General features: G+C 51.4%; 12 protein-coding genes, 1 tRNA gene and 1 other RNA gene (1 of these 14 running past the window's edge). 7 read left to right on the top strand and 7 right to left on the bottom strand.

From position 1 onward, the window contains the following. The 4 genes from HMPREF3096_RS19845 to HMPREF3096_RS19830 all read right to left on the bottom strand — a co-directional run. Positions 1-69: non-coding RNA, RtT sRNA (locus HMPREF3096_RS19845), on the bottom strand; it reaches 51 nt to the left of the window's first position. 43 nt (positions 70-112) lie between these two features. Next, positions 113-197 (bottom strand) — tRNA-Tyr (locus tag HMPREF3096_RS19840). Between the two features lie 159 nt (positions 198-356). Further along, entirely contained in the window at positions 357-1199 is an 843-nt protein-coding gene (gene purU / locus HMPREF3096_RS19835) for a formyltetrahydrofolate deformylase (RefSeq protein WP_004203178.1), read from the bottom strand. Positions 1200-1241: 42 nt separating this feature from the next. Then, on the bottom strand, positions 1242-1700 hold the full coding sequence (locus HMPREF3096_RS19830) for a YchJ family protein (RefSeq protein ID WP_008804406.1): 459 nt from the start codon (positions 1698-1700) through the stop codon (positions 1242-1244). Positions 1701-1812: 112 nt separating this feature from the next. Here HMPREF3096_RS19830 and rssA point away from each other — a divergent pair, with 112 nt between their 5' ends. The 3 genes from rssA to galU all read left to right on the top strand — a co-directional run bounded on the left by rssA (position 1813) and on the right by galU (position 4918). Next, the gene (rssA, locus tag HMPREF3096_RS19825; protein ID WP_012541356.1) at positions 1813-2715 is read left to right on the top strand and encodes a patatin-like phospholipase RssA; all 903 of its coding nucleotides are present in this window, start codon (positions 1813-1815) and stop codon (positions 2713-2715) included. Between the two features lie 89 nt (positions 2716-2804). Then, positions 2805-3818, top strand: coding sequence for a two-component system response regulator RssB (rssB, locus tag HMPREF3096_RS19820; protein ID WP_008804408.1), 1014 nt, complete (start codon positions 2805-2807; stop codon positions 3816-3818). Positions 3819-4015: 197 nt separating this feature from the next. Then, positions 4016-4918, top strand: coding sequence for a UTP--glucose-1-phosphate uridylyltransferase GalU (gene galU / locus HMPREF3096_RS19815; RefSeq protein WP_008804409.1), 903 nt, complete (start codon positions 4016-4018; stop codon positions 4916-4918). 122 nt (positions 4919-5040) lie between these two features. Here galU and hns read toward each other — a convergent pair whose 3' ends face one another. Beyond that, a complete protein-coding gene (hns, locus tag HMPREF3096_RS19810; RefSeq protein WP_002910103.1) occupies positions 5041-5448 on the bottom strand; it encodes a histone-like nucleoid-structuring protein H-NS in 408 nt (135 codons plus the stop codon). Positions 5449-5869: 421 nt separating this feature from the next. Beyond that, positions 5870-6001, bottom strand: coding sequence for a hypothetical protein (locus HMPREF3096_RS31000; protein ID WP_048271801.1), 132 nt, complete (start codon positions 5999-6001; stop codon positions 5870-5872). A 7-nt stretch (positions 6002-6008) separates the two neighbouring features. Between HMPREF3096_RS31000 and tdk the strand changes: the two genes are divergently transcribed. After that, the gene (tdk, locus tag HMPREF3096_RS19805) at positions 6009-6626 is read left to right on the top strand and encodes a thymidine kinase (protein WP_008804410.1); all 618 of its coding nucleotides are present in this window, start codon (positions 6009-6011) and stop codon (positions 6624-6626) included. A 137-nt stretch (positions 6627-6763) separates the two neighbouring features. On the opposite strand, the gene adhE is transcribed toward tdk, so the two are convergent. After that, complete coding sequence (adhE, locus tag HMPREF3096_RS19800) at positions 6764-9439, bottom strand: bifunctional acetaldehyde-CoA/alcohol dehydrogenase (protein WP_008804411.1); 2676 nt, start codon at positions 9437-9439, stop codon at positions 6764-6766. Between the two features lie 77 nt (positions 9440-9516). On the opposite strand from adhE, the gene HMPREF3096_RS29650 reads away from it, so the two are divergent. The 3 genes from HMPREF3096_RS29650 to oppA all read left to right on the top strand — a co-directional run bounded on the left by HMPREF3096_RS29650 (position 9517) and on the right by oppA (position 12944). Beyond that, entirely contained in the window at positions 9517-9732 is a 216-nt protein-coding gene (locus HMPREF3096_RS29650; protein WP_012541357.1) for a hypothetical protein, read from the top strand. A gap of 183 nt (positions 9733-9915) precedes the next feature. Next, positions 9916-10563, top strand: coding sequence for a YchE family NAAT transporter (locus HMPREF3096_RS19795; protein WP_008804412.1), 648 nt, complete (start codon positions 9916-9918; stop codon positions 10561-10563). Positions 10564-11309: 746 nt separating this feature from the next. Continuing rightward, the gene (oppA, locus tag HMPREF3096_RS19790; protein ID WP_008804413.1) at positions 11310-12944 is read left to right on the top strand and encodes an oligopeptide ABC transporter substrate-binding protein OppA; all 1635 of its coding nucleotides are present in this window, start codon (positions 11310-11312) and stop codon (positions 12942-12944) included. Positions 12945-12983: the final 39 nt, after the last annotated feature.

Below are 12983 nucleotides of genomic sequence, written 5' to 3'. Positions count from 1 at the left end.
ACGTTCTCTCGCTGGCGCTCGAGTCGAACCTTAGTCGAAGGTTCTTACCCTTCCCGCTAAGTGCAAACATCGTTTACGCTTGTCGGGGAAACCATATCACTGTAGTGAATAATGGTGGTGGGGGAAGGATTCGAACCTTCGAAGTCGATGACGGCAGATTTACAGTCTGCTCCCTTTGGCCGCTCGGGAACCCCACCACGGGGTAATGCTTGGTACTGGCCTGCTTCCTTCTAGGGAAGCGGGGCGCATCATACCAAATGATGCGCCCCTGTAAAGCATTCGTTTGACAAAAATAAACTGGTTGCCTGATTTTTACGCGTAACGCCGTAAAGCTAACCAATTCATTTCTCAGTCGATTAAAGAATAATCGTCCGGTTACCGTAAACGAAGACGCGCTGCGCCAGTACCTGATACAGCGCCCGGCTCAAGACGTTTTTTTCGACATCGCGGCCAGCGCGCATCATATCTTCTGCAGTATAGGTATGATCGACATGAATCACGTCCTGCATGATGATTGGGCCTTCATCCAGATTGTCATTCACATAGTGGGCGGTGGCGCCAATGATCTTTACGCCGCGCTCATAGGCCTGATGATAAGGACGGGCGCCGATAAACGCCGGCAAAAATGAATGGTGAATATTGATGATTTTGTTCGGGAAGCGGGCGACAAACTCCGGGGTGAGGACGCGCATATACTTGGCCAGTACCACGTAATCCGGCTCATGTGCCGCAATGGCATCCCCCATCTGCTTGTCGTGTTCTTCACGGCTTAACCCTTCGTGGCTGACCAGCTCAAACGGAATACCAAAACGCTCCACCAGCGGGCGCAGCGTGTCATGGTTGCCGATAACCGCGGCGATATCGACATCCAGTCCGCCGTAGTTGGCTTTCATCAGCAGATCGCCGAGGCAGTGCGCCTCTTTGGTCACCAGAATGACCACCCGGCGACGGCCTGCCGGATTCAGTTCGCGGATGGAACCTTCCGGCAGGGCGCTATCCAGATCGGCCAGCAGAATAGCGTCGTTAAAAATGCCCTCCAGTTCGGTGCGCATAAAGAAACGACCGGTACGGTGGTCAACAAATTCATTGTTCTGCACAATGTTAAGTTCGTGTTTGTAGCAGATATTGGTGATACGCGCGATGAGGCCTTTCTGATCAGGGCAAATAGTGCGTAGTACTTTACGTTGTAATGAATGCATCGCGAGGAAAATCCTGTAGTGTTTGCAAGCGCTACGGCAGCGTTACTGGCCGCAGCATTTTTTAAATTTTTTACCTGAGCCGCAAGGGCAGGGGTCATTACGACCAATCAGCGGTCGTGTCCCGTCGATATAGTACCACTGTCCATTTTCTTTTAAGAATCTGGAACGTTCAATAATGGCGCCCGGACGGTTATTGTCATTAAAGCGGGCGACAAAGCTGACAAAGCCTTCATTTGGGACTCGCCCTTCATCACTGGCGAATAGGGTTAAACCCAGCCACTCGGTCTGGCTGAACCCCTTCTCCAGCTCGGCGCGAAACGTCTGCGCCTGACAGGACGGATGCCAGGTTTTGATCAGATAGTCGGCATCTTTCATGACGAACGCGCTATAGCGGGAGCGCATAAGCTGTGACGGGCCTGGCGCAAGCTCTGCGCCGGACAGATATCGCTGGCAACATGAGCTATACTCCAGTGCGCTGCCACAGGGGCATAATTGCGACAAAACTGCCTCCATGGAAGAAAGAATTACGGCGCTTCAACGCCAAAGGTGTTTATGTTAACTGAGCCGTGACAATGTTGCCACGCTCAGAGTGGAAGGATAGTTATCAGTAATAATGAGAAAGCTTAAAATTGGTCTGGCGTTAGGGGCGGGAGCTGCCCGAGGATGGTCGCACATTGGCGTCATCAACGCCCTCCGTCGGGCTGGTATCGAGATTGATATCGTCGCGGGGTGTTCTATCGGTTCGCTGGTAGGGGCGGCGTATGCCTGCAACCGGCTCCCGGCGCTCGAGTCATGGATCTGCTCATTCAGCAACTGGGATGTCCTGAAGCTGATGGACCTCTCCTGGCGACGTGGGGGCCTGCTGCGCGGTGAAAAGGTATTCAATCATTACCGTCGTATTATGCCGGTGACCGATATCGAACGCTGCGAGCGTCGGTTTGCTGCCGTCGCGACCAATTTAAGTACCGGCCGGGAACTGTGGTTTACTGAGGGCGATCTGCATTTAGCCGTTCGAGCCTCCTGCAGCATGCCTGGACTGATGGCGCCGGTGAGGCATAATGGTTACTGGCTGGTCGATGGCGCAGTGGTCAACCCGGTTCCCGTGTCGCTGACGCGGGCAATGGGGGCCGATATCGTGATTGCCGTTGACCTGCAACATGATGCCCATCTCATGCAGCAAGATTTATTTTCCCTCGAAACGCCGCGGCCGGAAGCTGAAGAGAAGGAGGGCCCATGGCATACTCGTCTGCGCGCGCGATTGACGCAAATGAGCTCCCGTCGTACGGCCGTGACGCCGACGGCGATGGAGATCATGACCACGTCTATCCAGGTTCTGGAGAACCGTCTTAAACGCAACCGCATGGCGGGTGACCCGCCGGATATCCTGCTGCAGCCATACTGTCCGCAAGTGTCGACGCTCGACTTCCATCGCGCAGCAGAGGCGATTGCCGCGGGCCAATTGGCCGTGGAAAAGAAAATGGATGAACTATTACCCTTAGTGCGTACAGCGGTTTGACGTACAAGTACCTGACTTAAGTAAAATCTGACAGGCGATAGTGAGAATAGCGTGCCACTATTGAATTATCGTCAGCCAGGGGAGATATCATGACGCAGCCATTGGCGGGAAAACAGATTCTGATAGTTGAAGACGAACCCGTTTTCCGCTCACTCTTGCATGGATGGCTGGCCTCGCTGGGAGCAACGACCTGGCTTGCGGAAGATGGCATGGATGCCCTGCATAAAATGACTGAGGTACGTCCGGACCTGATGATTTGCGACATTTCAATGCCGAGAATGAACGGTCTGGAACTGGTTGAGACGCTGCGTAACCGCGGCGAGCAGCTACCGATACTGATGATTTCCGCCACCGAAAACATGGCGGATATAGCCAAAGCGTTACGGCTGGGCGTCCAGGATGTGCTGTTAAAACCGGTGAAAGATTTCGATCGCCTGCGTGAGACCGTTTATGCCTGCCTGTATCCCGCGATGTTTAGTTCACGTGTGGAAGAGGAAGAGCGTTTATTTGAGGACTGGGACGCGCTGGTCAGTAATCCGACCGCCGCATCGAGACTGCTGCAGGAGCTACAGCCTCCGGTGCAACAGGAAATGTCACATTGCCGCATTCATTATCGACAGCTGGTATCGGCGGATAAGCCGGGGCTGGTGCTCGATATTGCGCCGCTCTCGGAAAATGATTTGGCTTTCTATTGTCTGGATGTCACACGAGCAGGGGATAATGGCGTGCTGGCGGCTTTATTACTGCGCGCGCTATTCAATAGCCTGCTGCAAGAGCAACTGGCGCATCAGGGGCAACGGCTACCTGAAATGGGGAGTCTGTTAAAACAGGTCAATCAGTTACTCCGCCAGGCGAATCTTCCCGGTCAGTTCCCTTTGCTGGTGGGTTATTACCACAGTGGACTGAAAAATTTAATTCTGGTGTCCGCAGGGCTCAATGGCACGTTGAATACCGGTGAGCATCAAATTCAGATAAGTAATGGCGTTCCTTTAGGGACGCTGGGCGATGCCTATCTTAACCAAATTAGCCAGCGCTGCGCCTCATGGCAGTGCCAAATTTGGGGGGCCGGGGGGCGTTTACGCTTAATGTTGTCTGCGGAATGAGCAATTGCGTTTATATCTAAGCAGACGGCATTACCTGCAGCCCTATACTGGTGGTACCATCGAGCAGTTTTATGCGTAAAAGTCCTAATTCGAGGCTATCGGAACCTTTTCAGACCAGTGAATACGCGGTTGACTGATATACTCGACACGTTATTTGTAACGAGAAGTTTAAAAAACAAACAGTCCAGGAGATTTCAATGGCTGCCCTTAATTCTAAAGTCAGAAAAGCGGTTATCCCGGTAGCGGGATTAGGCACCAGGATGCTGCCTGCCACCAAAGCAATTCCAAAAGAAATGCTGCCGCTGGTAGATAAGCCGTTAATTCAGTACGTTGTTAATGAATGTATCGCTGCAGGAATTACTGAAATTGTTCTGGTAACGCACTCATCGAAAAACTCTATCGAAAACCATTTCGATACCAGTTTTGAGCTGGAAGCGATGCTGGAAAAACGTGTAAAACGCCAGCTTCTGGAAGAAGTGCAGTCTATTTGCCCGCCGCACGTGACAATTATGCAAGTTCGTCAGGGCCTGGCGAAAGGCCTTGGTCACGCCGTGCTGTGCGCACATCCGGTAGTGGGTGATGAGCCGGTAGCGGTTATTCTGCCAGACGTTATTCTGGATGAATTTGAGTCCGATCTGAGCCGTGATAACCTTGCGGAGATGATCTCTCGTTTTGATGAGACTGGCGCTAGCCAGATTATGGTTGAGCCTGTCGAGGATGTGACCGCGTATGGCGTGGTCGATTGCAAAGGCGAATCCCTGAAGCCGGGCGAAAGTGTGCCGATGGTGGGCGTGGTCGAGAAGCCAAAAGCTGACGTTGCGCCGTCCAACCTGGCGGTAGTGGGGCGCTATGTCCTCAGCGCAGATATTTGGCCGCTGCTGGCGAAGACCCCTCCGGGCGCCGGTGATGAAATTCAGCTGACTGACGCGATTGATATGCTGATCGAGAAAGAAACGGTTGAAGCTTATCATATGAAGGGCAAGAGCCATGACTGCGGCAATAAGCTTGGCTACATGCAGGCGTTTGTCGAATATGGTATTCGTCACAAGACGCTTGGTGACGATTTTAAAGCCTGGCTGGAAACCGCGGTGACGAAGTAATCCGCAGCGCGATTAAAAGCCAGAAACCGGGAGCGCGTCAGCGACTCCCGGTTTTGTTTATCGAGCCTGAGGGCAAAAAAAATCCCGCCGGAGCGGGATTTTTAATATTGCGACAACGGAGATTAGATCAGGAAATCGTCCAGTGATTTACCTTGTTCGTCCATTGCTTTTTTGATCACCGCAGGAGTACGGCCCTGGCCAGTCCAGGTTTTGGTTTCGCCGTTTTCGTCTACATAGCTATATTTAGCCGGACGTGCAGCACGCTTAGTTTTGGTACCGGCTTTAACGGCAGCCATAGTGCTCAGCAGTTCATTCGGGTCAATACCGTCAGCAATCAGCATTTCACGGTATTGCTGCAGCTTACGTGTACGCTCTTCAATTTCTGCTGCGGCGGCGTTTTCTTCTTCACGGCGCTCGTTAACAACGACTTCTAATTTTTCCAGCATTTCTTCGAGCGTTTCAAGGGTGCATTCTCTTGCCTGCGCACGAAGAGTACGGATGTTGTTCAAAATTTTAAGTGCTTCGCTCATTGTAGTAATCTCAAACTTATATTGTGGGGTGGTTTGTTGAACTAATAATAGAGCGATAAAATGCGTTGTGCAATAGGGGAGAATGTAAGGAATTCAAAATTACTGGTTATTTGTCGCGGGAATTAATTAATTTAAGTTAAAATTCTCGTGCCGCTTCACATCTTTGCTCCTTATAGCCATGAGTAGGGGGCCAGCTAAAACACTGAGACCATATGCTTTTTCTGAGGTTCAGTGAGAAAAATTATCCTTTGCATGGGTAAATAACCCTCGTCAGTATTAGCGCATTTTTGGTTACGCGCCTTAATATAAAACAACCCGCAAGCCCGCTTATAGTGCATGGATACTGGTCCTATAAGCACGAAAAGACAATGGTTACCTCACCGATAGCGTAACGGGGCGTACAAATAATGGCCCTGTAAATTCAATTCATCCACGTCACCCTTTCCGTTTCCATGCCCTTCAGCGCTGCGACAATACCCCTGCGGAAAGGGCGGCTGTACGCATAAAATATGGTACAATCGCCGCCGCGATAAAACACTTTGATTGGGGTCACGCAGCCGATGGCACAACTTTATTTCTACTACTCTGCAATGAATGCAGGTAAGTCGACCGCTCTGTTGCAATCTTCGTACAATTACCAGGAGCGGGGGATGCGTACCATCGTTTATACCGCTGAGATAGATGACCGCTTCGGTGCTGGAAAAGTCAGCTCGCGTATCGGCCTCTCCTCGCCGGCCCGGTTGTATAATCCGCAGACGTCGCTATTTAACGATATTGCGGCAGAGCACAAGCTTAAGCCAATTCACTGCGTGCTGGTGGATGAAAGCCAGTTTCTGACGCGCGAACAGGTTCATGAGCTGTCCGAAGTTGTCGATACACTGGATATTCCGGTGCTGTGCTATGGACTGCGGACGGATTTTCGCGGCGAGCTCTTTACCGGTAGCCAGTATTTGCTGGCATGGTCCGATAAGCTGGTGGAGCTGAAAACCATTTGCTTCTGCGGCCGTAAGGCGAGCATGGTGCTACGTCTCGATCAAGAGGGGCGACCTTATAATGAAGGCGAGCAGGTTGTCATCGGCGGCAATGAGCGGTATGTGTCCGTCTGTCGTAAGCATTATAAAGAGGCGCTGAGCGTGGGTTCTTTAACCCAGGTACAAAACCAGCGTTATTCCTGCTGAGTTGCTCAGAAGCTCATACAGGCGCCTGTGGGCGCCTTTTTTATACTCAGGAAGGCTGCAGCTCGGGATTGGCTGACAAGCGGGCATAAAAAAGCCCCGTCAGGTGACGGGGCTTGCAGTGTGTTTACCGTTGTTGATTAAGCGGATTTCTTCGCTTTTTTCTCAGCTTTCACCGGAGCCGCGTCGGTTTTCGCAGCAGTTTCGCCTTCGACGAACTCGCGGCCGTAGTAGGTATCCAGCAGAATCTGTTTCAGTTCGGAGATCAGCGGGTAGCGCGGGTTAGCGCCGGTGCACTGGTCATCGAAGGCATCTTCAGACAGCTTATCAACGTTAGCCAGGAAGTCAGCTTCCTGAACGCCAGCTTCGCGGATAGATTTCGGAATTCCCAGCTCAGCTTTGATGCTTTCCAGCCATGCCAGCAGTTTCTCGATCTTCGCTGCGGTGCGGTCGCCCGGTGCAGAGAGACCCAGGTGATCGGCGATTTCAGCGTAGCGACGACGAGCCTGCGGACGGTCGTACTGGCTGAACGCAGTCTGCTTGGTCGGGTTGTCATTCGCGTTGTAGCGAATAACGTTGCAGATCAGCAGGGCGTTGGCCAGACCGTGCGGAATATGGAACTGAGAGCCCAGTTTGTGCGCCATGGAGTGACACACCCCGAGGAAGGCGTTCGCAAACGCGATACCGGCGATAGTCGCAGCACTGTGTACGCGCTCACGGGCAACCGGGTTCTTGGAACCTTCGTGGTAGGAAGCCGGCAGGTACTCTTTCAGCAGTTTCAACGCCTGCAGAGCCTGGCCGTCAGAGAACTCGGAAGCCAGCACGGAAACGTAAGCTTCCAGGGCGTGAGTCACCGCATCCAGACCACCGAACGCACACAGCGACTTCGGCATATCCATCACCAGGTTGGCATCGACGATGGCCATATCTGGGGTCAGCGCGTAGTCTGCCAGCGGATATTTCTGACCAGTTGCGTCATCGGTCACTACGGCGAACGGCGTCACTTCAGAACCGGTACCGGAGGTGGTGGTGATGGCGACCATCTTGGCTTTGACGCCCATTTTCGGGAACTTGTAGATACGTTTACGGATATCCATAAAGCGCAGCGCCAGTTCTTCGAAGTGGGTTTCCGGATGTTCGTACATGACCCACATGATTTTCGCCGCATCCATCGGGGAACCGCCGCCCAGCGCGATGATGACGTCTGGTTTGAAGGAGTTCGCCAGATCGGCACCTTTACGTACGATGGTCAGAGTCGGGTCAGCTTCAACTTCGAAGAAGACTTCGGTTTCAACGCCCGCTGCTTTCAGTACGGAAGTGATCTGATCGGCATAGCCGTTGTTGAACAGGAAGCGGTCAGTCACGATCAGCGCGCGTTTGTGACCATCAGTAATCACTTCATCCAGTGCGATTGGCAGGGAGCCACGACGGAAGTAGATAGATTTCGGAAGTTTGTGCCACAACATGTTTTCAGCTCGCTTAGCAACGGTTTTCTTGTTGATCAGGTGTTTCGGACCAACGTTTTCAGAGATGGAGTTACCACCCCAGGAACCACAACCCAGAGTCAGGGAAGGCGCGAGTTTGAAGTTGTACAGGTCACCGATACCACCCTGAGAAGCCGGGGTGTTGATCAGGATACGTGCGGTTTTCATCATCTGGCCGAAGTAAGCCACGCGAGCCGGCTGGTTGTCCTGGTCGGTGTACAGGCAAGAGGTGTGACCGATACCGCCCATGGCAACCAGTTTTTCTGCTTTGGTGACCGCGTCTTCGAAATCTTTCGCACGATACATCGCCAGCGTCGGAGACAGTTTTTCGTGAGCAAACGGTTCACTTTCGTCAACGTTGGTCACTTCGCCAATCAGGATCTTAGTCGTAGCCGGAACGGTGAAGCCTGCGAGTTCCGCGATTTTTGCCGCTGGCTGACCAACGATAGCAGCGTTCAGCGCGCCATTTTTCAGGATGATGTCCTGAACCGCTTTCAGCTCTTTACCCTGCAGCAGATAGCCGCCGTGGCTGGCGAAACGTTCGCGAACCGCGTCATACACTGAATCAACGACGACAACAGACTGCTCAGAAGCACAGATAACGCCGTTATCGAAGGTTTTAGACATCAGAACGGAAGCAACAGCACGTTTGATATCAGCCGTTTCATCAATGACCACCGGGGTGTTACCGGCACCAACGCCGATAGCTGGTTTACCGGAGCTGTACGCCGCTTTCACCATACCTGGACCACCGGTCGCAAGGATCAGGTTGATGTCCGGGTGATGCATCAGCGCGTTAGACAGTTCTACGGACGGCTGATCGATCCAGCCGATCAGGTCTTTCGGCGCGCCAGCCGCGATGGCAGCCTGCAGTACGATATCAGCCGCTTTGTTGGTGGCTTCTTTTGCACGCGGGTGCGGAGAGAAAATGATGGCGTTACGTGTCTTCAGGCTGATGAGCGATTTGAAGATGGCTGTTGAAGTCGGGTTAGTGGTCGGTACGATACCGCAGATGATGCCGATCGGTTCAGCGATAGTGATGGTACCAAAGGTGTCGTCTTCTGACAGGACGCCACAGGTTTTTTCATCTTTATATGCGTTGTAAATGTATTCGGAAGCGAAGTGGTTTTTGATCACTTTGTCTTCAACGATGCCCATGCCGGATTCGGCAACGGCCATTTTAGCGAGAGGGATTCGAGCATCTGCAGCGGCCAGAGCGGCAGCGCGGAAGATTTTATCGACTTGTTCTTGAGTGAAACTGGCATATTCACGCTGGGCTTTCTTGACACGCTCAACAAGCGCGTTCAGTTCAGCGATATTAGTAACAGCCATAATGCTCTCCTGATAATGTTAAACTTTTTTAGTAAATCAGTCGCTCGATTCGACATTATAGACAGGCTGTTAACAGCTTGCATGTAAATGTTTATGTAGAAAAATCAGGACACTGTTTTACCGATTTACTAAAAAAGCTCTATTACTTTAACTTTCAGGTCATGCTGCCTTCCACTCTGTTGGTGTCATCAAGATTACTCACTTCTGAGTACAAAATACGTGATTTAGATCAAGTATTGGCGTGGCTGATACCTTTCAGCTGGCTGCTTTTTAACCGATTCGATCAAGTGTAATGGAAGGGTTTTGAAATTAAAAAAACGATTAGCATTAAAGCTACAAATAACTAACATTCGATACATATCACCGGGTTATGCATATTTATAATGAATATTGCATGCAAAAAGCGTATGTTTCGCGCAGTTATTTTATGCTGTTAATAGTCAACCGCCAATTTTGATGATGCTGCGGAGCCCATTGTGACTCAACCACTGTTCGATTTTGCTACCTATTTCAAGTTTTTCATTGGCTTATTTGCCCTGGTCAACCCGGTCGGCATCATTCCGGTGTTTATCAGTATGACCAGCTACCAACCGGCAGCGGTGCGCAACAAGACCAACCTGACCGCAAACCTGTCGGTGGCGATCATCCTCCTGACGTCGTTGTTTCTCGGCGATGGCATTCTGCAGATTTTTGGCATCTCGATTGATTCCTTCCGCATTGCCGGCGGCATCCTGGTGGTGACCATTGCGATGTCGATGATCAGCGGCAAGCTCGGCGAAGATAAGCAGAACAAGCAGGAGAAATCGGAGACGGCGGTCCGGGAGAGCATCGGCGTCGTGCCTCTCGCGCTCCCCTTAATGGCCGGACCGGGGGCAATCAGTTCAACTATTGTCTGGGGCACCCGATATCATTCCTGGGTGCACCTGGTCGGGTTCTCACTGGCGATAGCGGTATTCGCTCTTTGCTGCTGGGGCATTTTCCGAATGGCGCCGTGGCTGGTTCGTCTGCTGGGACAGACGGGAATCAACGTCATCACCCGTATCATGGGGTTGCTGCTGATGGCCCTGGGGATCGAGTTTATCGTAACCGGTATTAAAGCGCTGTTCCCCGGACTGCTTAATTAGTGGAACACCATGCAAGCGTGGAGGCTTCACTTCGCGCTTGCGCGATTATTAGCAAAACCTATTAACCAGCGCGAGATCGGCTGTTGAGATAACGTTTTGCGATAATATCTTTAAATCCATATTTTTCATTAAGATATCTGTTTTTGTTCATTGTTTTCCCCTCACGCTCTTCCTGCCTGCGATGTTATTTTCTTCACATCATTCTCTGGCACTTGCTGTCGGATCATCGAAATGATATTAGTAATTTTAACAAGGCAGTAGATGAATGTGCTAAAAAGTAACCTGTTGTTAAATTTTTGTACAAAAAAGCATCTTTTAGCCGATACTCGATTCTCAACGCGATTAAAAAATCATATCACTATGATTAACAATGATATTTTTTTGTCGGTAGTCCGCGAAGATCTTGAGCATCGCGGGCAATATCGGCGATAAAAGAGAATCCGGTAACATATTTGCAAATTGCATTGGCGGAGGTGTTTACCTTTTGGTAATTTCCGCCGTTATCGTCTGCTGAATTATATGCGTAAATGAGAATTATTATTAATAATCTCACTGCGCCGGAACTGCCCTCCAGCGAGGGGGCAAAGAATCGACGTTAAGGCTGCCGTTCGAGCGGTCGTAATAAATAAGTCGGTGATAGCAATCTGCCAATCGCAAACGCTCCTGCGTTGGACAGATCCCCGCAAACGGGAAAAAAACAGGCTGGTTAAAAAACCAGTAATTATAATGACTGGAGTTACAACACAATGACCATCATCACTAAAAAACGTTTGATCGCCGCGGGAGTGCTATCCGCACTGCTTGCCGGCAATATGGCTATGGCAGCGGATGTCCCGGCCGGTGTGCAGTTGTCGGATAAGCAAACGCTGGTGCGAAATAGCGGCGCTGAGCCGCAATCGCTGGACCCGAATAAAATTGAAGGGGTACCCGAGGCCAATATTAGCCGCGACCTCTTCGAAGGCTTGCTGAATACTTCGCCGAAAGATGGCCACCCGATCCCTGGCGTAGCAGAGAGCTGGGATAATAAAGATTTTAAAGTCTGGACCTTCCATCTGCGTAAAGATGCGAAATGGTCTAACGGCGAGCCGGTTACTGCTCAGGACTTCGTCTACAGCTGGCAGCGTCTGGTGGATCCGAAAACCGCTTCTCCTTATGCCAGCTATCCGCAATATGGTCATATCGTTAACGTCGACGACATCATTGATGGCAAGAAAGCGCCGAGCGAACTGGGCGTAAAAGCCATTGACGACCACACGCTGGAAGTTACCCTCAGCGAGCCAGTCCCTTATTTTTATAAGCTGCTGGTTAACCCGGCGATGTCTCCTGTCTACAAACCGGCTATTGAAAAATTTGGCGAGAAATGGACACAGCCTGGCAACATCGTCACCAACGGGGCGTATACTCTGAAAGACTGGGTGGTCAACGAACGTATCGTGATGGAGCGCAACCCGCACTACTGGGATAATGCTAAAACCGTCATTAACACCGTTACCTGGCTGCCGACCTCTTCCGAAGTGACCTATGTTAACCGCTATCGCAGCGGTGAACTGGACATGACCTATAACCAGCTGCCGATCGAACTCTTCCAGAAGCTGAAAAAAGAGATCCCCAACGAGCTGCACGTCGACCCGTATCTGTGTACCTATTATTACGAAATCAACAACCAGAAAGCGCCGTTTACCGACGTACGCGTCCGTACCGCGCTGAAGCTGGGTTTGGATCGCGACATTATTGCTAATAAAGTGAAAGGACAGGGCGATCTGCCGGCCTACGGCTACACGCCGCCGTACACCGATGGCGCGAAGCTGAGCGAGCCGGAATGGTTTACGTGGTCGCAGGAAAAACGCAACGAAGAAGCGAAGAAACTGCTGGCCGAAGCCGGCTATACCGCGGATAAACCGTTGACCTTTAACCTGCTGTATAACACCTCCGATTTGCACAAGAAGCTGGCGATTGCCGCCGCCTCGCTGTGGCGTAAAAACCTGGGCATTGACGTGAAGCTGGTTAACCAGGAGTGGAAAACGTTCCTCGATACCCGTCACCAGGGCACCTATGACGTGGCACGCGCAGGCTGGTGCGCCGACTATAACGAGCCAACTTCCTTCCTGAATACCATGCTCTCTGACAGCTCAATGAACACTGCGCACTATAAGAGCCCGGCGTTCGACAAGATTATGGCTGAATCCGTAAAAGCGTCTGATGAAGCGCAGCGTACGGCAGCCTATGCGAAAGCGGAACAGCAGCTGGACAAAGACAGCGCGATCGTACCGGTCTATTACTACGTCAACGCCCGCCTGGTGAAACCGTGGGTTGGGGGCTATACCGGTAAAGACCCGATGGATAACGTCTATACCAAAGATCTCTACGTTATCAAACATTAATGGCAATACGTGGGGCGGGCCTGTGCTCGCTCCATCGTG

It is taken from the genome of Klebsiella sp. HMSC25G12 (genome assembly GCF_001807705.1).
GTDB lineage: Bacteria > Pseudomonadota > Gammaproteobacteria > Enterobacterales > Enterobacteriaceae > Klebsiella > Klebsiella variicola.
Note: the sequence above shows the minus strand (reverse complement) of the source record. Positions and strands in the feature narration are given on the sequence as shown.